The 22798-nt window shown below is 33.9% G+C and carries 28 protein-coding genes; 4 read left to right on the top strand and 24 right to left on the bottom strand.

What is annotated here, in order from left to right; genetic code table 11:
- Window positions 1-17: 17 nt before the first annotated feature.
- From ABEB31_RS00910 to ABEB31_RS00865, 10 genes are all read right to left on the bottom strand, one after another.
- A complete protein-coding gene (locus ABEB31_RS00910) occupies window positions 18-2090 on the bottom strand; it encodes a hypothetical protein (protein WP_347049409.1) in 2073 nt (690 codons plus the stop codon).
- 70 nt (window positions 2091-2160) lie between these two features.
- Window positions 2161-2652 (bottom strand): hypothetical protein, encoded by a 492-nt coding sequence (locus ABEB31_RS00905; RefSeq protein WP_347049408.1) that lies wholly within the window; start codon window positions 2650-2652, stop codon window positions 2161-2163.
- Between the two features lie 29 nt (window positions 2653-2681).
- A complete protein-coding gene (locus ABEB31_RS00900) occupies window positions 2682-3134 on the bottom strand; it encodes a CHAP domain-containing protein (RefSeq protein WP_347049407.1) in 453 nt (150 codons plus the stop codon).
- Complete coding sequence (locus tag ABEB31_RS00895) at window positions 3131-3418, bottom strand: hypothetical protein (protein WP_347049405.1); 288 nt, start codon at window positions 3416-3418, stop codon at window positions 3131-3133. The genes ABEB31_RS00900 and ABEB31_RS00895 overlap by 4 nt, the downstream gene beginning before the upstream one ends.
- 272 nt (window positions 3419-3690) lie before the next feature.
- On the bottom strand, window positions 3691-3936 hold the full coding sequence (locus ABEB31_RS00890) for a hypothetical protein (RefSeq protein ID WP_347049403.1): 246 nt from the start codon (window positions 3934-3936) through the stop codon (window positions 3691-3693).
- A 571-nt stretch (window positions 3937-4507) separates the two neighbouring features.
- Complete coding sequence (locus tag ABEB31_RS00885; RefSeq protein WP_347049401.1) at window positions 4508-4798, bottom strand: hypothetical protein; 291 nt, start codon at window positions 4796-4798, stop codon at window positions 4508-4510.
- Entirely contained in the window at window positions 4791-4931 is a 141-nt protein-coding gene (locus ABEB31_RS00880; protein ID WP_347049399.1) for a hypothetical protein, read from the bottom strand. The genes ABEB31_RS00885 and ABEB31_RS00880 overlap by 8 nt, the downstream gene beginning before the upstream one ends.
- Window positions 4932-6447: 1516 nt before the next feature.
- On the bottom strand, window positions 6448-6609 hold the full coding sequence (locus tag ABEB31_RS00875; RefSeq protein ID WP_347049397.1) for a hypothetical protein: 162 nt from the start codon (window positions 6607-6609) through the stop codon (window positions 6448-6450).
- A complete protein-coding gene (locus tag ABEB31_RS00870) occupies window positions 6599-7309 on the bottom strand; it encodes a DUF3164 family protein (protein ID WP_347049396.1) in 711 nt (236 codons plus the stop codon). Before ABEB31_RS00870 ends, ABEB31_RS00875 begins: the two co-directional genes overlap by 11 nt.
- 18 nt (window positions 7310-7327) lie before the next feature.
- Window positions 7328-7738 carry a hypothetical protein gene (locus tag ABEB31_RS00865; RefSeq protein ID WP_347049395.1) on the bottom strand — a complete coding sequence of 137 codons (411 nt, stop codon included), beginning with the start codon at window positions 7736-7738 and terminating at the stop codon, window positions 7328-7330.
- 156 nt (window positions 7739-7894) lie between these two features.
- On the opposite strand from ABEB31_RS00865, the gene ABEB31_RS00860 reads away from it, so the two are divergent.
- Window positions 7895-8578 carry a S24 family peptidase gene (locus tag ABEB31_RS00860; protein ID WP_347049394.1) on the top strand — a complete coding sequence of 228 codons (684 nt, stop codon included), beginning with the start codon at window positions 7895-7897 and terminating at the stop codon, window positions 8576-8578.
- Between the two features lie 177 nt (window positions 8579-8755).
- Window positions 8756-9220: a hypothetical protein gene (locus tag ABEB31_RS00855; RefSeq protein ID WP_347049393.1), complete on the top strand. Its 465-nt coding sequence runs from the start codon at window positions 8756-8758 to the stop codon at window positions 9218-9220.
- Window positions 9221-9326: 106 nt separating this feature from the next.
- On the opposite strand, the gene ABEB31_RS00850 is transcribed toward ABEB31_RS00855, so the two are convergent.
- From ABEB31_RS00850 to ABEB31_RS00795, 12 genes are all read right to left on the bottom strand, one after another.
- Entirely contained in the window at window positions 9327-9803 is a 477-nt protein-coding gene (locus tag ABEB31_RS00850) for a hypothetical protein (protein ID WP_347049391.1), read from the bottom strand.
- 90 nt (window positions 9804-9893) lie between these two features.
- Window positions 9894-10688, bottom strand: a complete 795-nt coding sequence (locus ABEB31_RS00845; RefSeq protein ID WP_347049390.1) for a PhzF family phenazine biosynthesis protein — start codon at window positions 10686-10688, stop codon at window positions 9894-9896.
- A 365-nt stretch (window positions 10689-11053) separates the two neighbouring features.
- Complete coding sequence (locus ABEB31_RS00840; protein ID WP_347049389.1) at window positions 11054-11794, bottom strand: DUF72 domain-containing protein; 741 nt, start codon at window positions 11792-11794, stop codon at window positions 11054-11056.
- 52 nt (window positions 11795-11846) lie between these two features.
- Window positions 11847-12251, bottom strand: coding sequence for a hypothetical protein (locus ABEB31_RS00835; RefSeq protein WP_347049387.1), 405 nt, complete (start codon window positions 12249-12251; stop codon window positions 11847-11849).
- A gap of 224 nt (window positions 12252-12475) precedes the next feature.
- Window positions 12476-12958 (bottom strand): CinA family protein, encoded by a 483-nt coding sequence (locus tag ABEB31_RS00830; protein WP_347049386.1) that lies wholly within the window; start codon window positions 12956-12958, stop codon window positions 12476-12478.
- Between the two features lie 23 nt (window positions 12959-12981).
- The gene (locus ABEB31_RS00825; protein WP_347049385.1) at window positions 12982-13599 is read right to left on the bottom strand and encodes an SET domain-containing protein; all 618 of its coding nucleotides are present in this window, start codon (window positions 13597-13599) and stop codon (window positions 12982-12984) included.
- On the bottom strand, window positions 13599-14039 hold the full coding sequence (locus ABEB31_RS00820) for an adenylyltransferase/cytidyltransferase family protein (protein WP_347049384.1): 441 nt from the start codon (window positions 14037-14039) through the stop codon (window positions 13599-13601). The genes ABEB31_RS00825 and ABEB31_RS00820 overlap by 1 nt, the downstream gene beginning before the upstream one ends.
- Before the next feature lie 22 nt (window positions 14040-14061).
- Window positions 14062-15201 (bottom strand): hypothetical protein, encoded by a 1140-nt coding sequence (locus ABEB31_RS00815; RefSeq protein ID WP_347049383.1) that lies wholly within the window; start codon window positions 15199-15201, stop codon window positions 14062-14064.
- Window positions 15201-16334 carry a UDP-galactopyranose mutase gene (glf, locus tag ABEB31_RS00810; RefSeq protein ID WP_347049381.1) on the bottom strand — a complete coding sequence of 378 codons (1134 nt, stop codon included), beginning with the start codon at window positions 16332-16334 and terminating at the stop codon, window positions 15201-15203. The genes ABEB31_RS00815 and glf overlap by 1 nt, the downstream gene beginning before the upstream one ends.
- Window positions 16331-17467 carry a glycosyltransferase gene (locus ABEB31_RS00805; protein ID WP_347049379.1) on the bottom strand — a complete coding sequence of 379 codons (1137 nt, stop codon included), beginning with the start codon at window positions 17465-17467 and terminating at the stop codon, window positions 16331-16333. The genes glf and ABEB31_RS00805 overlap by 4 nt, the downstream gene beginning before the upstream one ends.
- 216 nt (window positions 17468-17683) lie before the next feature.
- Window positions 17684-18274, bottom strand: coding sequence for a YciE/YciF ferroxidase family protein (locus ABEB31_RS00800; RefSeq protein ID WP_347049378.1), 591 nt, complete (start codon window positions 18272-18274; stop codon window positions 17684-17686).
- A gap of 17 nt (window positions 18275-18291) precedes the next feature.
- Window positions 18292-20433, bottom strand: a complete 2142-nt coding sequence (locus ABEB31_RS00795) for a catalase (RefSeq protein WP_347049376.1) — start codon at window positions 20431-20433, stop codon at window positions 18292-18294.
- Window positions 20434-20795: 362 nt separating this feature from the next.
- Here ABEB31_RS00795 and ABEB31_RS00790 point away from each other — a divergent pair, with 362 nt between their 5' ends.
- Together ABEB31_RS00790 and ABEB31_RS00785 are read left to right on the top strand one after the other, a co-directional pair.
- Entirely contained in the window at window positions 20796-21068 is a 273-nt protein-coding gene (locus tag ABEB31_RS00790; RefSeq protein ID WP_347049375.1) for a hypothetical protein, read from the top strand.
- A 65-nt stretch (window positions 21069-21133) separates the two neighbouring features.
- Entirely contained in the window at window positions 21134-21448 is a 315-nt protein-coding gene (locus tag ABEB31_RS00785) for a hypothetical protein (protein WP_347049373.1), read from the top strand.
- A gap of 109 nt (window positions 21449-21557) precedes the next feature.
- On the opposite strand, the gene ABEB31_RS00780 is transcribed toward ABEB31_RS00785, so the two are convergent.
- Together ABEB31_RS00780 and ABEB31_RS00775 are read right to left on the bottom strand one after the other, a co-directional pair.
- Complete coding sequence (locus tag ABEB31_RS00780) at window positions 21558-22286, bottom strand: DUF2243 domain-containing protein (RefSeq protein WP_347049371.1); 729 nt, start codon at window positions 22284-22286, stop codon at window positions 21558-21560.
- 61 nt (window positions 22287-22347) lie between these two features.
- Window positions 22348-22782 (bottom strand): response regulator, encoded by a 435-nt coding sequence (locus ABEB31_RS00775; RefSeq protein WP_347049370.1) that lies wholly within the window; start codon window positions 22780-22782, stop codon window positions 22348-22350.
- Between the last annotated feature and the right edge of the window lie 16 nt (window positions 22783-22798).

Below are 22798 nucleotides of genomic sequence, written 5' to 3'. Positions count from 1 at the left end.
ATCTTTATTATTTAATTTTAGTCTACAGCTGCACTAGTGAAGCTAATGGGTAAATTATTGTATGTGATATCATCAATTGAATCAATGATATCAACATAAAGTAGAGAAGTGTCTTCGTTTTCAATTAGTAATGGCACTCCTAATGTTAGAGTATATTCTTCTACTGCAAATTTTGAATATTCGGTGAAGTTATACTCCTTACATTTTACATATGCTGGATGATTAGGAAATTCATTATTTTGATTTTGCTGATATGTTTTTAATGCATTATACTCTTCATGAGTGAAAGTAATGGTTTCAAAAGTCTCAAAAACAATATCATTCTCACTATAATCTCCAGATCTTGAGTATGAAAGAAATCTAACAGTATTGTTGCTTTCTGAATCAGTAACTGAGAATTTATTCAGCTCAAAGTTTCCAATTTTAGAAGTTTTTACAATTTGATTCAAAAAGCCAATGTGTGGATGTGTTGTATTTTCGTAATCGTAATCAGCAGTATCAAATTTTAAATTAAATTTGCCTTTACCAATCAATGCAACAGGATTATCTGCTTTACTTGTTGTTTCTTTATGTACAACCTCGTCTTTATAAGAAAAAAATGTCACATGATTTTTATCGATAGCGATTCCTGAAGCAGGTAAGTAAGCTTCACCTCTTTTAGAATCTATAACTATTGGAGAGTTAATAGAGGAGTAATTGTATACTCTAAAGTCGCCATCAATTAAATCATCAAACCCAAAAATATTATTCATCTTTAACGAGAAAAGATTATCCCATATCGATGGTAAATTTTGAAACTCATTATTATTACCATTTCCTTTTGTAGATTTTTTTAGAAGGAAGTAATTTGCCCCTAATTTATTATCTCCATATTTCCAGTTCTTTAGTTTAATTGCTTCAGATTCTTCAAATTGTATAGAATTACTGCCGTCACCATCTGCAATTATAAAATGTTTTTTTTGCGTCGTATCAACTTCTGTTGAAATTTTGCCCACATAAGATGATAAGAAGTTTGCGTTTACAGGGCTGCCAATTCCAATAGGTATTTTGATATGAAACCATTTTTTACTGTTATTATAAACCTGATTGGTAATTTTAAGAATTGGCCAATTGGTATAATAATTCATTGGGGAATATACAGGATCTTTAACATTACTGTCTGCAGAATAAAAACCAACATTTAACTCATCTTTGAATTTAAAGAAGTGATTGTATGAAAAGCCCCAATCGTCTCTGATGTCAATATAAACAGTGTTCTTGTTATAGAACCTACTTAAAAAGTCATTTCCGTTATCAGCACCTTTTACCCTTAGCCCTTGATTTTTTGTTGCACCATAAAAAGCCGTAATATCCAGATAGCTTAGAATTTCTTCTTTCTTAAATCGGTTATTGAATTTTAATTTGAGTTTTTCTACTTCGTTCAAACCGCTGTCAATTACTAGTTTTGGAATTTCAAGACTATGGCTTGAAGCCATTAAGAGTTTTAATGTTGGTTCATAACCAATCATATCAAGTATTACCTCAATTCCGGCAAGATTAGATCCTCCGGCAAATTTTCCGATTTGACATCCTCCCTCAACAATCAAAGGATGAAAACTATCCGTATCATCAAAAAATATTTTTTCGATAAAAGTGCTGTCTGGAAGCGATGAAAAATTCAATCCTAAGCAATCGGACTTAGCAGTTAAATTGGTACCGTTTTTAGTGTTTAACTTGGTCTGAACATCTTTTATTACTTTAAGAATATTGTCTGAACTCCAGGAGCCATCTGACTCTGGTATATTTTCAAGATTGTCAACCAAAGAAGACTTTTGAATTCCTCTGTAAATGAACATCTTAATTGGGAAGCCGCTGACATAAGTATTTAGTGGCAGCAGTGCAATGTTTAGTAATGATGAATTGGCAGTTGGCATTGCTAGTACTAATGATTTTGTAATGGCATAAGCTGGTGCGCCTTCTGTAACAGAAAACTTATTATCTAAATTGTATTTTTCAACATTATCCACATCAGGAAGTTGTCCAAAGGCTAACTCAGCTAACTGATCAGTTTGGATTGAACTTTCCTTCGTAAAAAAAAATATTTTTGACATATGTTTGTTTTTTAGATCTAAAATTCAATTGAAGTTTTAGAATGAATTATTGTATAAAATGGCAAGCCACTTAGAATAGCCTATAGAATCTCGCAATTGGTTTGGCAGCATAATAAACCAGCACCACCAGAAAAATCCTCCCCAGCCAGATCTGCACCTTTTGCCAGAAAGTCAAATAATTGACAAATTTTGTGGTGTTGATCGTTTTTACTTCGGTTTCATTTTTCTGTTGCGATTTCCAGCGGGCGTAGAGTTCCTGTTCTTTGAGTTCGCAGTCGACGTTAAGTTTGTTGTTCTCAAGACGAACCTTTGGGCTTTTTAATTTACGCCCTGGTTCGGCCTGAGTAACATTCTTAACAACTACTTTTCCGTTTTGACATTCTAATAATGCTTTGAAAGAACTGCTGTCTTTCTGAATTTTAAAAACAGTATCATGTACCGTTTCTTTGATAGTAATCGTTTTGGTTTTTTCTTCGCTTAGAACCGGCTTCGGGCTTTTACACGAAACCAGAACTAAGACTGAAAAAAACAAAAAAACAAGACGTTTTAGATGATTCATCATAAGTTATAATTGGATTTATAGTATGTTTTTTAGAGTCTTAAAAAGCTTTTAATGCTTTTAATCTCTCTTTTTCTTCGGGCAACTTTGTAACCTTCACGGCCGCCCATGTCAGTAGTATTTCCTTCGATGGTATAGATAAGAGATCCTGCAACTTTATCAACAATTCCGGCGTGTCCTGTTCCGTTTTTAAAATCGATGATAAAGACATCTCCGGGCTGAGGTTCTTTTTTTACAAGACTTTTACTGGAATTGTACTGATCTAATACACCTCCGGTTTTCTTTAAAGGATTTTTAAGTCCTAACTGCAATGCGGCTTTCTGAGAACACCAGTAAACAAAAGCCATGCACCACGGATATCCTTTTGCAAGTCCGACACTTCTTAGATAAATTTCGACTTCGGGACCAGCGTTACTATTTCTTGGCATCTCTTCCACACCAACCTGTGCAGTGGCAATTTCTAAAGTTTTTTCGGCTAGTGTCATTGCTGTTTTCCATTTAGTTGTTTAAATTTTTGTAATTCATCTACCAATTGTTGGTTAACCAACATGAGCTCTCTATGTTGTATTTCCATTTTTTTGATCGTATTGGTAGCAGCGGTTAATCTGGCAGTAAGATCGTCCAGCAGATCGCGGTAATATTTTACGGCGCTTACTGCGTTGTCAAGTTCGGCGGCTCTGTCCTGAGCCAAAGATTTTCTCATCGAGAAAAACCAGGTTATAAATGCCGCAAAAAATGCGGTAAGAGTGGGGTATAGAAACTGTTCCATTTTGAATGTTTAAAAAATAGTTGTTAGGTTAAATATGTTTTCAGGAAACAGCTTAGAGAAGTATTTTTTTGAAGAAATATGGCCTTAATTTTCTGTTTTATTGCTGTAGTTGTTTCCTTTTGAGAGTACAAAGATTAGCTTAAAAAAGAGGTAAAAAAAATGAATGCAAGGTACTTAAACACTTATAGTCTGGAGCTTTACACAGTTGTTCAGACAACGAACAACAGTCTTTTTTACTATAGAAAAAGGCACATCTTTGCAGAACAATTCTGCTATGAAGCTTTATTCTGGTTCAGAATCATTTCGTCTATTTTTTTTAGTTCAGAAGTGATGGGAGTGCACAGGATCTCGTACAATGTTGTGCGTGAAATCGGATAGACAGGATAAACATATTTACGCCAGACCACAGTTGTCGGAATATCTTCCGTTTTATGTTTTTGATACAACTCTTTGATGAGCTTGTAACGTAAAAGTTTATTTTTTTGAATTCCGAGGCTTCTGTTATTGGATATTGGCATAATAAATTTGTAAAAGATTAAAGAATTGTTTTAGATAATTAATACTATAACAGATAATCAAAACCATTTGATCCTAATATATCAATGGCTGTTCTCCTAAAGTCGCAACTGTCCGGAACTTCGTTCTGAAGTTATGCTGCAATGTCTAGTTAAGTCTGCAGTTTCCACGACAATACTGTTCCCAATGCTTAAAAAGCTGGGACTTCAGGAAAAAAATGGTTTTGTGTTATTTGAACAGGGCAGAAAGCGCCCGTTTTGTAGTTCCTGTTTTCTCTCGCTTAGATGAAAACAGGAATTTTTATTTGATAGCTAGTGGTAAAGCTTGTGTTGTATAGGGTATGCAAATCTTTGTATAACCTAATTTATGTATTAGGCTTATTTTTGCGCTGACTTTGATATTGTTTAAAGCTGGAATGAATTTTGAAATTGATCCATTCGCGAAAGATTATGATCGGTTTTAAATTGGTCGCAATTAAAAGAGCGCCCAAAAGCAAAGAAGCGTAAATATCATTATTAGGTTGCATAGTTTTTTTGGTTTTATTTATTAGTAAATGAGTAATTGATTTGAACTTTAATTTTCTATTATAGTTCTATCTTCATTTTCTTCTGTAAAGGGATCAGCGTAATAGGGTTTAAAGTCATATTTCATAACAAGTCTTGAAACATCTTTAACTTTATTTTCTAATAGAGGCGATATTCTGCGTGGCTCTGATTCCGGATTATCCAAAATATGTAACCATTGAAATCGTTCCTGATTAATGCATATTCTTTCCCCGGATGTAAACGTTTTAATTTTTTCAGAGCAAAATTGAAGAGCGATATAAAGTTGCGCGATACGTTCAATAATTTGAGATCTATTCATTTTTTCTTAATTGTAAAATAGTTCGTAATTTTTTCAGGTCATATTCAATTAGGCTTCTTTCCTGGCTGTCAGGATTTTTAATAAGCCATGTTTCGAGCTTTTGTATTTTTTCATTTATTTGTGAAATTGTCATTTAATTCAGTTTAGGTTTGTTAATATTTATTTTTCTTAAGTTCAATAATTATTAAAAGAATTATTTTTGGATCCGGAACAAATATCGAAAGTTATTTCGAATAAACAAATAAAAACGAAAAATATTTCGATAAATATTGATTGTAGCTTTAAGAAACTATTTAATTTTATAACAATAGAGATATAAGATATTGTAGGTATGTTGCACAGTTATCAATTCGAAATTACCATGTGTAGTTCAGAATCGTATAATTTAATATTCGAAATTAGTTTCGTGTTATTGATGCGCTAGAAGAGATATAATTTTCAGAGAGTCAAGATCGATGACAACTTCCTTATAAGTTAAAGAAGTAGTAAAAAAAGCCCTGAACGCAGGATTGGGACTGGGCTTTATTCGAAATTTCAAATCAAAGTAATTAGTTAAATGATTCTTTTTCAGATATAAGTAAGGCTTCAAGTAATTCAATACTTATTTTTCCTTCGAGAAATAATTTGCGTAATAATTTTATGTACTCTAATTTTTTGGTAAGCATGATTATGTTGTTTATAGGTTAAGTAGTAAAATTCGCAATATTGTGGGTGCTAAATTTGAGGTTTCACGTAATGCTCTTTTCTATTAGAAAACATCCGTTCAAAATTAACATTTAATAAAAATTTCATTATTAAATTTTTTTGCTTTACTCAAGCTAAATTTTGATTTTTTCACAAAATGGATTATCACTCAAATGGATTTCTGAGAAATAGCTAAAATTTAACGAATGGATTATTTGAGATTTTAAATGAACAACAATGAATTTTATATTTCAATTATTATTTATTTAACATTTTGTAAAATATATTCAAAATTTAAAATAATCTACACTATAGCAAAAGCCTGTAAAATGTACAGGCTTTTTGCATTGTGAAATTTTCAGACGAATCTTTCTCAGATTAAATTGCCATTTTCTAAAAATGGTAGAGAAGGTAAAGATGAGATTATATAATATTTTAAAAAAGTAAGTGCAAGGTTTTTAAACAATAATGTACGAAGTGTTTACAGTATTGTAAGGTAAAGTGAGTTCAGATTTTATAATCTGGTTTTTAGATATTGAATTATGATAATAGTTTTTGACTAACTATTAATTCTTCAATTTTTTTTAATTCTATTGTAATTGGAGTACATAGAATTTCATACAATGTAGTTCGTGATATTGGATAAACGGGGTATACATATTTACGCCACACAACGGTGGTAGGAATGTCTTCCGTTTTGTGTTTTTGATATAATTCTTTGATAAGTTTATATCTAAGTAATTTGTTTTTCTGAATTCCGAGACTTCTTTGACTTGAGATAGGCATAATGATAAAGTATAAATGATTAGAGAATGGGATGAAGTTTTTGTGGTATTTAAGTTGTTGCCATAGGATTGATTTTTATTTAAAAGTTAAAATGTTTCATGTTAGTGTTGCAGTAAGCTGTTCTTTATAAATTGGTATGATATGTTTAATCGTGGTTTTGTGTTATTTTGCTTACCTGATTAATTATGAGCCTTGTTTTTACGCTCATTTATATATTGTTTGTAAGTTGTATTTATTTTAAAGCTCAGCCATTCCTGAAACATTAAAATAGGTTTTAAATTGGTTGCAACTAATAAAATTGCCAAAAGTACCGATGTGTAGATGTCGTGACTAGGCTGCATTTGTATGTTGGTTTTGTTGGTTAAAAAAATTAAAAGCATAACCGTGTAAAAAATCTACAGAAGACATAGAAAGTGGAATACTGGTTCTGGTTCCGTTTTTATTAATAGTGCTTGCTTCAATAAACCAGCTTGAACGAATTGGTCTAAAGGATGATGCGATAATTTCCACACCATCTGAAAATTCAGCATTATTAAATTCTTTTGTTAGTTTTTGTAATTCCAAAACTCTTGAGCCTTTTAGGTTTCCTTTCGCATCTTTTTTTAGAAGATTAAATACAATTTTAACCAATGAAGCAGTTTCCTTACTAGTTGAAAGAGAGGAGATGAAATTCTGGACTTTTTCAATACCGATCGTTACAGTGTCGTCCCAGCCTTCATTAATGCGGTATCCAATTGTGATTTCTTCATTATCATTAGAGAAAGTGTGCGACATTTGTTTTTCTTTAAAACCATAAACCTGGTTTTTTAAATCTAAGATAGTTTCAAATAATTGAAATGTTTCTGTTTTCACGTTACGGATCATTTCTGATGTTTTTTGAAGTTTTGAAAGGGCTTTGGGAATTGTTTCTGCAACCAGCTTTTTATACGTTTCTCTCTCCTCTGTTTTTTTACTTTCTATCTGACTTAAAGCTTCTTTAAGCTGTTGTGCAGAAAACTGAGATAAATCGATAGCCGGAATGTTTGTAATTGAAGTGTTCATGGTATTTGTTTTTAATTATTATAGTGTGATTTCAGTTTCTTCTTTAAGAGGGTCTTCGTAATAAGGTTTGAAGTTGTATAGCAAAGCCAGTTTGGAAATGTCTATAATTTTATTTTCTATGACAGATGAAACCGGTCGGGGTGATGCTGTTTCGTTTTCCAGAATGTGCATCCATTGAAAACGCTCCTGGTTGATGCATATTCTTTCCCCGGATGTAAACGTTTTCGATTTTTCAGAACAAAACTGAAGTGCTAAATAAAGTAATGCAATACGTTGTTGGATTTGTCTTCTGGTTTTTCTTTTTTCGTCTAATAGTGTTTCTAATTCTTTTAAATCAGAATCAACTAAATTTCTTTCGGAGCTATTTGGGTTTTTGAGCAGCCAGTTTTCGAGTTCACCGATTTTTTCTTCAATTTTATTAATTTTCATTTTTTATATATTTAGGATTAATGTTTTTTGGTACTTAATAGTGGTTATTTTATCTGAAAAAATATTTCATTTTTCCGTTTTAATTTCTTTACTTTGCAAATATAATGTAAAATAATACATCAAAACAAATTTTTAACGTAAAAAATTACACTTCCAATGGGATCAACTGAAAGAATAAAGGAATACATTGATTATATGGGAATTAGTAAATATAAATTCTGTAATGATTTAGGATTCTCCAATAAGTTTTTAGATAACAGCAGTAATATGGGAACGGACAAAGCATGTAAAATATTACATCACTTTCCGGATATAAATTCCGAATGGCTATTGACTGGAAACGGATCAATGTTGAAAGAAAATAAAACAGATATTGTAATTATGAATAATGACAGAAAAACGATCGACTCATTGCATTTAAGCCAGGAAATACCATTGTATGATCTTGAAGCTGTTGCAGGTCTTAAAGAATTATTTAATAGCGGAAAGCCCCAGCGAATTTTAGATACGATTAAAATTCCGAATCTGCCAAAGTGTGACGGAGCTATTTCTGTCACAGGAGATAGTATGTATCCTCTGTTAAAATCAGGAGATATAATTTTGTATAAAGAAACAGAATTTGAAAATGTATTTTTTGGTGAAATGTATCTTTTAAGTGTTAAACTTAACGATTGGGAGGAATATATTACTGTAAAGTATGTTCAGAAATCAGAACAGGGAAAAGAATTTGTAAAATTGGTAAGTCAAAATTCACATCATCAGCCAAAAGATATTCATATTTCAAAAATATCAGCACTGGCACTTATAAAAGCTAGTATTCGTATAAACACTATGATGTAAAGTGATTTCTGTTGCCCAGAATTTAGATAAAAAAAAGGAATTTCAATTATTTGAAATTCCTTTTTTGTCTTTACTGACTTCGAAACCTTATAGAGATTCCATAATTTTTTTTAAATTTGTACTTAAATTCGAAACCAGTACCAAACCCATTTGGTATTATTTCTTAACATTGGTTATATGAGTACGATAAATGAAAAGATTGACGACATAGCAGTTAAGGAATTTAAAGGAAACAATAGTTCCTTCGCAAAAGCGATGAATACGAGCGAGGCAAATATTCGTAATTATAGGAAAGACACAACGCCCAAACTTGATTTTATTGTTAAACTGCATGATTTGCTTGAAATAAGTTTTGACTATTTGCTTTCTGATAAAATTGAAATTGGGAGATATATAAGTTTAAACGAACAGAATTCTTCTCATAATAAGGATTTAGAATATAAAATGCTTGTTTCTGAGAATAGTTTATTAAAAGAAAAACTTGAATTCTTATTGGAGCAGATAGATTTTTACAAAAGTAAAATAGAATTTTTGTCTTCACAAACAAATTTAAAAAAGACCCAGACCGCGAAGGAAATCGAAGACGGGTTAAAGATAATTGATGAGATAGAGAATATCTACATCACCAAATCAGTTAAGTGATTCTTTTTCACAAATCAATAATACTTCAAATAGTTCAACACCTATTTTGCGTTTTAGGAATAATAATTTCATGTTTATTTTCTTAAGAGGCAGCAAGATTAATTACTTATTTCTTAACTTCTAATTCAACCTTAAATGTTCCAAAATAAGGATTGTCTGCCATTTGCGAGTGTCCAATTACAAGTATATGATTTCCTTTTTGTGGAAGATCCAATTTTAAATCCATTCCAAAAGGCCCATCTGAGCTTTTATCCGGAAAAATAATTTGGTTAAACCGAATGTTTCCTTTGCCTGCAGCAGGAATAATTTGTCCGTTTAATTGACCCGGATTTTCATTTTTAAATTTAATATATATTCTGGTGCGCACAGAGTCTACTGAACCTTCTGCAGTGTACATGCCTTTATCGTCCTGATAATTCATGAAAATGGTATCGCCCGTTTGAGTGTTCTCTCTTGGTGCTTTTTCAGTGATTATTTCCTTGTTTTCTATCTCTGGATTTGCTTCTGGATTTTCATGCTTATTTTCTTTTTGCTGGCATGAAAAAAAGAGAATAGAGAATAATAGTATGGAGAAATTTTTCATAATAATATTTTTATTAGTACTCAAATTTAAATTTTTCACTCAAATATTTTGTTACATAATATTACCTGAATTTTGTAATAAAATCAAGTTCTATTTCAAAATTCCTTCCAAAACGGTAACGGCTTCTCCATAAATCAGGACTTTGTTTCCAAGTAATTCAGTATCCATTTTACCGGTTCGGGAAGAAGACTGGAAAGCCTTAAATTTATTTTTTTGAAGTTTATCTGCCCAATATTTCGTTAGAAAAGTTTGTACACCACCTGTAACGGGATCTTCATTTGTACCCGCCCAAGGCCAAAAATAGCGGTAGTGGAAATCAAATTCAGGGGTGTTTGATTTTGCTGTTACCAATATTCCGTTAATGCCGGTAATTGAATGGAATAAAGTCGCAAAATCTGGTTGCAGTTGGGCAAGTTTTTCAGAACCATCAATTTCAATTAAAACGATTTTTCGGTCTTCGCAGAATCGAATGTTAATGGTGCTGTCTATTCCAATTGCTTTAAGTACTGCTGTTGAAACATCAAATTCAATTGTTTCGTACACAGGAAATTCCATGACAATTTTATCATTAAATTTTTCGATTTTTAATTCAATACCGTCGCAATTGATAAAAGTTATATTCTCCGGTTTTATGGTATCAAAAATTATTTTGGATGCTGCCAGTGTTGCATGTCCGCATAAGGAAATTTCCATTTTTGGAGTGAAAAATCTAATGCTATAATTACTTTCCTGGATTTTTTTAATGAAAGCGGTTTCAGAAAAACCAATTTCAGTTGCAATATTTTGCATTGTAGCATTATCCAGATCTGTTTCTGCAAGACAGACAGCGGCCGGATTCCCTTTAAATTTTTGATTGGTGAAAGAATCAACAAAATAGGTTTTCATATTTAGATTTATCGCAGATTAAATTTGTATGATCAAATTTATCATTTCTTTGTCATTATAGAGTTATGACAATGACGATTTTCAAAAATATTAATTCTCTCAAAAGTATGTATTAACTAGTCCACACTATTAACTTTCAATGAGTCAATAATCACTCGTGCGGCCTGATCTTTTTGATCTCTTGTGTAATCTTCATCATCGCAATGCTCAGAGCAGCTGTACAATAAAACGGATATAAAAATTAATAGTACAAATGGTATGTAAGGGATTTTCATAATTATGATTTTATAGTATCCGAAAATAAATTTGACGGAAATTTCAATCTTTCATAATTAATCTCAGATGTTATATAATTTCCATGTTTGTTATGTAGAAATATCGGAAATTAATTCCCGCAATCGCAAGGCATTAAATGCTGCAAAACCCTGTTCATCATTATCAAAGTAAACAAATACGTCTTTGGTTATTAACCATGTTTTGCATTCTTTTGCCCATTTCATTAAAGTCTCGTCAGAATAACTTCCCTGATATTTGTTGGCACCGGGACCATGTAACCGTAAATAAACAAAATCTGCGGTTATTTCTAATGGTGAAGTGTGCCCGGCCAGTTCATAAATGCAGAATGCGATGTTGTGTTTTTTAAGAATCTCATAAACTTCAGGAATGTACCATTCTGTATTGCGAAATTCAAAAATATATCGATGTTGAGGAGGAAGTGCGAGAAGAAAATTTTCTAATAATCTTGTATCAACTTTCAGAAAAGGAGGGAGCTGAAATAAAACTGCACCCAATTTCTTGCCCAGAATTTCGATCTTCTGCATAAACGAAAGGATACTTTCTGCAGGATCATGAAGTTTTTTCATGTGTGTAATAAATCGATTGGCTTTTATTACATAAACAAAATCGTCAGGAACATTTTTTTGCCAGTTTAAAAAAGTTTCATCAGCGGGCATTCCATAAAAGGTATTGTTGATTTCAACTGTATTAAACATCCTGACATAATAAGCAAAATGGTCTTTAACTTTTATTTCGTTGGGATAAAAAGTGCCACGCCAGTGCTTGTATGACCAGCCCGAGGTCCCAATATGAATAGTATGCTTTTTCATAAATTAAATAACATACAAAACCCTTCTGTTAGAAGGGCTTTGTACGAACTTTTTATAAGTTACGATTTGAATTTGTATCATTTTCTTCGTCATCAAAAGAATCATATTTTGCTTCAAAAGTATCGTCATCTTCATCCTCAAATGAATCTTCATCATCGCTGTCAAAATCTGTACTTTCCTCGTCAAACTCATCGTTATCAAATTCGGTAGATTCTTCAATATCAAATTCGTTATCGATATCGTCGTCGTTTCCTAAATTTTCCTGGTAGTTGTCAGAACCCAGATTTTCGTTATCGAAATTTTGATCCAGTTCTTCGTTTACAAGGTCATCGCCATAATCCGGTTCTGCATTGTCGCTAATAGAATGGTCTGCTGCAGACATCTTGTTATTGGTTTCATATTGTTCGTTATCAAACTGATAAAATTGATCTTCGCTGTTGTTTTGTGTGGTATTCATAATATAATTATTTAAGTTAGTGATTGTATAGAGATAAGGCGTCTTGCCTGTTTTCTAAAGGGTTTAAAATCTTATATGGTAAAAGTAGAGGCATTTAGCATATAATTTTTATAAGTAAAACTATTGTAATTGTATAATTCACAGATTTCCAGTGAGAAAGAGTATCATTTTGATCGTTTGAAGCTAAACCCTGTATCAAACTAAAAACGCCAATAGGATTTATTTTATAAATTGGAAAGATTAAGAAAAATAAGCTCAGCGGTTTTATCGATCGCCTGCATCACAATTTCTTCCGGTGAACCACTGAAAACTTCCCGGTGTTTTATTTTTTCATTCGGCATGATGATGTGAAAAAATATGGTGCCAACGGGTTTCTCTTCCGTTTCACTTCCTCCCGGAGAAGCTAATCCGGTTATGGCAACCGTGATTTTTGAATTGAAAATTTGAGATGCCTGCTGTGCCAGTATTTGTGTTACTTCAGCAGATTCGGGAGTATGTTTTTCGATCGCGGCATGCGGAACTTTTAAGATCTGTTCCTTTACCCAGACTTCATAACACACGATTCCTCCTCTGAGTATCGAGCCTGAAAATTCTGTCATAGAGAATTCTGCTGACATTCGTCCTGCCGTTACACTTTCTGCAAAAGCAATATTCCATCCTTTTGCTTTTATGGCTTTACTACATTTTTTAACAATTTCTGATGGCATATAATTGCGATTTAAATTTGTTATTAAATTTGATGAGAAACGCTGTTAAGAGTTCTTTTTTGGTCGTAATAGCATTCTTTAATAGATTTCATCTGAGACGGGTTATCGATTCCGTTACAGAATTCCTTCCAGGTATATTTTGGTATTAAATCCAATAATACTTGTTTTGTTTCCAGGACTTTTGGAGCATTTATTCGGATTAGTTCGTCCCATTCTTTATAAAAAGTAAGAATGTCATCCGGATATACCGTTTTTCTCACGGTTCCTTCATCAATAACATCAAAAGGTTCTTCTACATTTAAATAACCATAATCATCTGTAAGTTCTTCGCCCGGATGAATGTCTCTAATTGCTATTTCAAAATCATAGGCGGTGCTAAAACAACTTGGCTTAAAACTGTGATTTACAAATTTGCCATTATCTGAACACAATACCAGATCTCCATCTTTGTTAGTAAAAGAATAGGTTTCGAGATATTTTTTTATAATGGGATTTAAATTCTCCACCTTATCCCTTGCAAAAATCTGATCCAGTTCGCACTGTACCCAGGTTATTGTGCCTTTCGGAATTAATTTTGTAGCCACAAGTCCGTATCCTTTTTCAGGACTTATAAATCGTACTTCTGTATCTGGATGTATCATTATACTTTTTTTAAACATTCACATTCATATACCTCTCTTCTAAGTCCGCTGCTGGAGAAACGATGATTGCGTTGATTATAAATTAGTTTGATGCCCATCTTTTCGCAGTATTCGCGGCCGGTAAAATTCTGATCTTTATATTCGTCTCCCAGAATGCGTACATCGATCGGAAACGCCTGAAGAATATCCTGCAGGTCCTGCTCGGTAGCGTAGGGTATAATTTCGTCAACAAATTTGCAGGCTTTTAGCTGAATATATCTTTCTACAACAGTTTGTGTTGGTTTGTTTTTCTCGGGTCTGTCTATTGTTGGATCTGTTTGTAATCCGACAATTAAATAATCACAGTGTGCTTTTGCTTCTTCCAGCATTTTAACGTGTCCGGCATGCAATAAATCAAATGCACTAAATGTAATTCCGGTTATCGTTTTTATTAGTTCCATCACTTCAGTTTTTCATTAAACATTAACTAAAAAAATCTACTATCTCACCCAGTATATTTTTCTTTTTCTTTATGGAATGCTGCGCTTTTAAAATAGCGTCAATGTATTGTAAATCCGGAATTCTGTTTTTTTCATGATCCAGATCCCAAATTCCGCAATCACAATATTTAGTGAGATTATCCCAGTCTGGCCTGTCGGTAACCGGATAAATGCAAATACCCAGTAGATCGACCCCATTGTCTCTTGCTATCACACATTCGGCCGTAATTTCTTCGATCCATTCGACACGTCCGATACCGAAGTGTCCGGTTTCAGAAATAATTACAGGTTTCTTATATCTTTCGTACGCATTTTGCAGTAATTCTGAGAATGGGGCTCTTTTTTTCTCTGTATCTGGCCAGTCCAGCGATTGCCCGTTTCCTTTCCATTGACAATTCCAATAATAATTAAAACCCAGAATTTCGAGAAAATCCTCAGATCCACCGAGTTCCGGGCAAATTCTTCCGGCAATAATATCCATGGCCTGAAACTGATGTTCATTACTGGCAGAGACATCCTGATATTCGTCTGTGGGATGAATCTTAACCAAAGGTTCTACCAATATAATTGTGCAGTCGGGATTGGTACTTTTAAGTTTTTTTATACCCAGAATCGCAGCTTTACAAAGATGATATTTAATATCCCAACCGCTGTTTACTGCAAAAGGAACTGTACCGCGAACATCACCCGAATGCCAGGACAAAAAGCTGATTTCATTAATGGGTACAACCAAAAGCGGCTGTTTCGAATGCTGTTTATGAAATACGGCAAAAGCTTCGCACAACTGCTCAAAACGCTGGCAGAACAGGGGATGGGTTGGATATATTCCGTCAGCATATCCAAAATGAATCAAATCCCAAATCTGTTGTACGCCAAGTTCTTCGGCAATTCTTATTCGCTTAAGGATTTCCGAAAAATCAAAAACTCCCGGAGCACTTTCGACATCGCTCCAGCAGATGCCTTCGCGGACTGTTTTAATACCAATTGAAACCAGAGCTTTATAATCTTCATAAAAGCGACTATCATGCTGTGTTTCCCTGAGTAGATTTACTCTTTCGCCCGAGCGGTTAATGTGGTCGGCACATTCAAATCCGCCCATAAAAAAAGTATTGAATATCGCCATTATCCAGCTGTTTTAAATTGGTTGTCTTTTTCCAGCTCTTCAAACAAATCCAGAGCATTTTTAAAAGCCTGATCCATATTAAAGTATTTATAATTGGCCAGTCTTCCTACAAAGTGGATGTCAATTAATTTATCTGCTTCTTGTTTGTAACGCGAATATATTTCCTGATTTTTCGGATTCGGAACCGGATAATAAGGTTCTCCTTCATCTACCGTATATTCTCTAACTACCGTAGTTTTGTCAGATTTCTGATTTCCAAAATGTTTGTATTCGATAATTCTGGTAAAGTCTACTTCGGTTCCCGGATAGTTGACAACTGAGTTTTCCTGAAAGAACTCGTCATCTACGGTTTCACTCACAAAGTTGATAGAACGATATTCGAGTTTATCGAGCATGCTGTGTTTGAATTCGAAAAAACGGTCAACCGGACCGGTGTAAAACAGTTTTTCATAACCTTTGTACTGGTCTTTTACATCAAAATAATCCGTTTCTAAGAGAACTTCAATATTCGGATGATCCAGAATATTTTCGAACAACTGCGTGTAACCCCCGGTTGGAAGTGCCTGAAAGGAATCAGAAAAATAACGGTCGTCGTAATTGGTTCGTACAGGAATACGATCCAATACAGAAGCATCAAGTTCTGCCGGATATTTGTCCCATTGTTTTTTGGTATAATGCTTGAACATTTTCTCGTATAAAACCGGTCCCACACGATTTAAAACCGCTTCTTCTCCGTTGGATGGTTTTTCTATAGGAGTTCTGTTGCTTTCCAGCCAGTTCTTCATCTCTTCCTCGGTAGTAATACTACTGCCAAATAATTGATTTACCGTCGTTATATTGACAGGAATAGGCACTGTTTTATCATCGACTCTGGCCACGACTTTATGTTCCCACGGGTACCAGTCTGAAAATTTATTTACATATTTCCAAACCGATTCTTCATTGGTATGAAATAAGTGCGCACCGTATTTAGAAACCAGGATTCCGTTTTCGTCTATATAGTCATAGCAGTTTCCTGCGATATGATTTCTTTTTTCAATAATCAGAACTTTTTTTCCAATAGAAGCGTAACGTTCTGCTAATACGGAGCCAGATATACCGGCTCCAATAATTAAAATGTCGATTGGTTTCATTTGGCAAAAGATTTAATGATTGATTTCATTTTAGAAGCTGTCTGATCCCATGAAGTATCCTGAAGTATTTTATCATATCTCACTTCCATATCTTCACAATCGTGATCTTCGCATAAAAACGTAATTACATTGGTAAAGTCATCCGCATTTTCGATTAACTCTATGCAATCGCTGTAATCACGAACAACATCCATAATTTTGGTTGAAATAATTGGTTTTCTTGCCGCCATATATTCCAGCGTTTTCGTCGGGCTGATGTATTTTGTAGCGTCGTTTAATGCAAAAGGCATCATGGCAAGATCAAAGGCTTTTAGGTAAAAAGGCAGTTCGTTATAACATTTCATTCCTAAATAATGAATATTTGCAGCTTTAGGCAGGTCATTGTCACTAATTTTAGCAAGCGGCCCAACCATAACAAAAGAAACATTTGGCAGATTTTTAGCCGTTTCCTCAATTAATGCTAAATCTATTCTTTCATCTATGACACCATAATAACCCACAATTGGACCTTTAATATCTCCAATATCTCCAGGAATCGAAATATTTTTTAATGCCTGTGCAAAATGATCCTGATCTACAGAACTTGGAAAACAATGCACATTGTTATGGAATTGTTTTTTTGATTCGTATAATGATTTTCCGCCGGTAAAAATGATATCTGCATTCGCCATTAAATATTTTTCCTGATCGATTAAATGCGCTGGTGCTCCTTTAAATAAAGAAAGTTCATCCATACAGTCATATACTGTTGTATCAAACTGAAAGGATTCTATAAGCGGGCAGAATGATGCCGAATAAAACCATCCTACAGAAACATTTTTGTTTTTTACATACTCGGGAATTATGTTTGCGATAGAAGCAATATCATCTACATTTGGCTGTAATACATTAATGTTTTCACTAACAGCAAATAAATTACCGGAAGCTTTATTTTCATGATTTCTCACCGGTTCTTCAATAAACAGAACTTTCATAGTTTCGGCCATACGGCTAATGATATGCTGAGGTCTTTGATAAACAAACTGCCATCTTAAATGACAAAAAACTATCATATCATAATACTGAGCTTGTTCATCTGCCGCACTTTTCTGTGCCTCTCTGCCTGCTATTGTTTTTTTTAAATTGTTTATCATAATGTTTAATTATTAGTTATTTAACTCATATTGTTTGTAAAGAGTGAAAACAAATGTATAGGGGCAGTTCGGTCATTTCTTACAAATAAATGCGCAAGAGTTACATAATTAACAGTTGAAACTTATTTTGTATTATTTATCATTTTAAAAAAAAAGCACCTGGACCGAAGTACAGATGCTTTTGGAAAAAAACAAAGAAATGATTTAATTTTTGTGTTATTCTGCTGCCACAACATTTACACTATTTAGTGCAACATCATTCAATAAACAGTCTGCTTCTTTTTCTTCTGCAAGTGTTTGTGTTAATAATTTTGCAGCGTCATTTTCGCCTAAAGTTTTTGCAAAAGCACATAATGTACCGTACGTAGCAATTTCATAGTGCTCGATTTTTTGTGAAGCGGCAATGATTCCGGCATCTCTTACGGCGCCCGGCATTGTTTCTTCAAGGATAGTATCGCCTTCTTTTAATAAACCTGCCATAGCTTCGCATTTTTTTCCTTCGGCTTTTTCTCCCAGAAGTTCAAAAATTTGTTCCAGTCTTGAAACCTGAAGCTGCGTTACAGCCAGATGTTCTAATATTGTGCTCGAAAGTCCGGCAGATGTTGCATTTGCAGCCATCTTAGGAAGTGCACCGACAAGTGCATTTTCTGCCCAGTAAATATCTTTTAAGCTGTCAATAAATAATTCTTTTAATTCTGAAGCAGCGTCAGATGATGGTTCTACCATGCTGATGTTACTTTTTGCATTATTTTTGGCAGTTTTTGGCTGCGTAGTATTCGTTTGATTTGGTTTTTCTGAATTTTTCATTGTTGTATTTTTTTATATTAAAGGTATAAGTTTGGTTCACGGTCCCAAAAACGGTGCAGATACATTGCGTTTATAAAATCCTGGGCAAATTCCTGAGATCCCGTCTCGTTGGTTAAAATAATTCCTGAGTCCTCGTTTGTTATTTTGGAAGCAAAAGGTGCTGCACTAACAATTGCAGAAGCATCGCCGTCTGCGCCGATCACTTTACAATGTTTGTAAGCATCGTTTAAGTATTCCATTACATCGTCATTTTCTGCAAGAACATTTAATCCAATTCCGTGAGGAATATAAACAGCATCAAATAAAACAGATGATGCGGTAAGGAAACTAAATTCTGCAGAAAGTGCTCCATCAGAATCTGTTAATACTGATCCTAAGTGAGGTGCTACTACAAAACCTTTTGCGCCTTCTTTTTTCAACGCGTCTTTCATATTCATCACTGCACTTTCAGAAACACCATCAGAACAAAGAATTGCTACTTTACGTGATTCTATAGTAGGAGAGTTGGTTGGGTTTTTTATCATACTCAACGCATCAGACGAAGAAACTTCTTGCTCGACAGTTTTTGGCTCCTGATCACCACCTTCGTTTTCCGGAGAAACTCCTTTGTTAACAGGAAACTCTAATGTAGGAGGTACAGTTGCTCCAAGACCAATTGCTACTTTTTCTGCAAGGGTTGCATCAACCTGAGATAATAAGCCAAGCATTCTTACCCGGATCGCTGTGGTTTCTACTTTACCAAGCTCAAAACGAAGCGCTTTTACAATGTGGCTTTTTTCTTCGGGTGTCTGGCTGTTAAAGAATAATTTTGCCTGACCAAAATGATCTGCAAAGCTTTCGCTTCTTTCTCTAACTTTATGCGCTTCGATTCTTTCGTTGAAGCTAGAAAATCCTCCCTCGGCAATTTTAGCCTGATAAGGACATCCTCCGCCAAGTGAATTTGGATGATAACTTACTCTTCCAACATTCACTTCCTGACGCATAAATCCATCACGTTGGTTGTTATGAGTCGGTGCGATACTTCTGTTGATTGGTATTTCATGGAAATTAGGTCCGCCTAATCTTGTTAACTGTGTATCGGTATAAGAAAATAATCTTCCCTGAAGTAACGGATCATTTGTAAAATCGATTCCCGGAACAACATGCCCTGGGTGAAAAGCGATTTGCTCTGTCTCTGAGAAGAAATTATCAGGATTTTTATTCAGTACCATTCTTCCCACAATAGTTACAGGAACTAATTCTTCTGGAACTATTTTTGTCGGGTCCAGAAGATCAAAATCATATTTGTGTTCGTCTTCCGTCGGAATAACTTGCACTCCTAATTCCCATTCCGGGAAATTCCCCATTTCAATTGCATCCCATAAATCTTCTCTGTGATAATCAGGATTTTTTCCTGAGATTTTCTGAGCTTCATCCCAGGCAACTGCGTGGGTTCCTAATTTTGGTTTCCAGTGAAATTTTACAAACACAGATTGTTCTTCAGCATTTACCAAACGGAAAGTGTGTACACCAAATCCTTCCATCATTCTGTAACTTCTCGGAATCGCACGATCTGACATTACCCACATAATCATGTGCATAGATTCTGGCATAAGCGAAATAAAATCCCAAAATGTATCGTGTGCAGAAGACGCCTGAGGCATTTCGTTATGAGGCTCTGGTTTTACGGCATGTACTAAATCTGGAAATTTTGATGCATCCTGAATAAAAAATACAGGAATATTATTTGCCACTAGATCATAAACACCTTCCTGAGTGTAAAACTTAACAGCAAATCCTCTTACATCTCTTGCAAGATCGGTAGAACCTCGGGAACCTGCTACTGTTGAAAATCTTGCAAAAACAGGTGTTTTCTGACCAGCTTCCTGCAGAAATCCAGCTTTTGTTAACTCTGGAATCGGATTGGTTACTTCAAAAAATCCGTGTGCTCCGGAACCTCTGGCGTGTACAACTCGTTCCGGAATTCTCTCGTGGTCAAAATGGGTAATCTTTTCACGGAGTATAAAATCTTCCAGTAAGGAAGGGCCTCTTTCGCCGGCTTTCAGCGAATTGTTGTCATCATTGATGCTCACACCCTGATTGGTAGTCAGGACTTTATTTGTGCCATCTGATTTGTTTGTCGATAAATCGCGTTGTTTTTCGTTTTGCAAGTTTTTCATAAAAAATAATCTTATTAGTTAACTATTTTGAGGATTTTACAGTCAAAATAAAAATGCTGGATTACAAAATAGGAAAGTATATTTTTTCAGCATCTCAAATTTAATTTGCTGATACACACCATTTTTATATAATTAATCAATATGATTATAGGATTACCATAAAGTCAAATTCTTATAAAACGAAAATCTGAGATTACTAGCTAAAAAATGATAAAATAATATATAGGATCCTTCAATCAATTATGGCAATCCTATAAATTTTAAAGGTTTTATTGTAAAAATCAACTTTTATTTCTTCTAAAATTTGTCAAATACAATAATGCATTTATTTAACAGTCAATTTATTAACTAAAAAATTAATTATGAAAAATTTAATTTTAACCTGCAGTATGTTATTATGCTTTGCATTTGCATCTGCTCAGGACACACCACAGAAGACCAAACAGTCTAAAACAAAATCTGATACGGTTTACAGTAAAAAAAGTAAGACTACAACTCAAAAAAGTACAAGTACTACACGTAAGACAGATACGGTAAACAGTAATCATAAACACAAAAAAGGAACAACAAAATCAGGTAGTACAGAGACTGTTCCACAAAGAAAAGATTCTGTAGGCGGAACTACAAGACCTTAATAATGCTGGGTCTGCAATGGATACAATTTCCAATTCAATAAAATTAAAAACTAAAATTTATTATTATGAAAACATTCTTTAATTACAAAATCGTATTACTTGCAGGATTCACGGGTTTATTATTTTCATGCAAAAATAATAATAGTACTACTCCTGAAGAAGGAAGCGGCTATAGCAATGAAACAGAAACACAGCAAACAACTGATACTATGGCAACTGCTACTGATACAACGCACGTAACAGATCCTGCTGCAAGCGGACAAGACGCGAATGGAACAGGAACAGGTACAGACGGAACAGGAACGAGTGGTACCGGAACAGATGGAACGGGAACCGGAGGAAGTTCAGGCTCGGGATCCGGAACTGATAATGCCAAGTAAAAAGCAATCATTCTTACTTACTTATTATTTAAACCCCGAAGCCTGTTGTGATATTTCACAACAGGCTTCTTTATTTAAAATATATTAAAAGTAAATAGCAATAATAACTTTAAGATTTTAGCTGATTATTTGTTTTACGCATAAGAAGCCATCCGCCAATTATTAAAAGAAGTCCAAAAGACAGGAAACCATAATTCCATAAATCTGTATGACTGCTGAACTCTCTAACATTGTGCAGTTTTAATATCTGGTGATTGATAACGCCTTCAATCACATTAAAAATTCCCCATCCGCAAAGTAAACCTCCGGTTAGAAGATTCCTGGATTTATTAATGTGGAAATGCTGAAGTAAATTCCAAAATAAATAAATTCCGGTTAGCGTAATCAAAAATGTAAAAAGATGAAAAATTCCGTCCCAAAACATATTGACGCTTTTAGAAACTATAGTAGTTGATGGAAGTTTATTAGTCAGCATTTCGTGCCACTGTAAAATCTGATGAAGCACGATGCCATCTGCAAATCCACCCAGGCCAATTCCCAAAACCATGGCCGTGTATTTAAGCGGTAATGCCGATAATGTATGATGGTCACTATCACGGATAATTTTTAAATTTTTAATTGTAAGATATACTAAAAGTATAACTACAATTGCCAGCACGATAAAAGCTGTAAACATAGAAAAATGATTCTCATACAAGCTTTGTTGAATGCCGTCCTGTACTTCCTGGTTACAGTTTACACAGGAATATCCATTTATGGTAAATAGAATAAATACAATACTCAAAGCCGTATTCAGGAGTTTTGTTTTCCCTGCGAAAGATGTAGGTGATTTTTTCATCGCTGTAGAATTTAAAATTAAATAAATGCTATACTAATCAGCTTAAAAGAGAATGAGATTATTATTTAAACCATTTAGAATTTACGGGAAGATTACTAATATTTCCTGTTTGGAGCATTTTCAGAACTTCATTCAAAGCCTCTTTTAAATCTTTAAAATCAAACGGCTTGCTTAAAAAACTTAATGCGCCGCCTGCATTTGCTCTTTTGGCATCTTCCTGATAGTTAGAGGTAGAATACATAATAACCGGTATATGGGCATAGTCTACATTTTCTTTTAGGTTTGAAAGACAGGTCCATCCATCCATTTCCGGAACATTGATATCCAGAAAAATAAGGTCAGGAAACTGTAATTCACCACTGATTAAATCTGATATTAAATTAACACCATTTTGCAATGCCGTAACTATCAATTCGTTTGATACAACGGCAGCAGCATCAAGAAAAAAATCCCGATCATCCTGATCATCGTCTATTAATAATATATGATAAGGCATAATTTTTTGGGTGAAA

It is taken from the genome of Flavobacterium olei, assembly GCF_039749035.1.
Lineage (GTDB): Bacteria > Bacteroidota > Bacteroidia > Flavobacteriales > Flavobacteriaceae > Flavobacterium > Flavobacterium olei.
The sequence above is the reverse complement of the archived record's forward strand: the minus strand, read 5'-3'. Positions and strand labels throughout refer to the sequence as shown.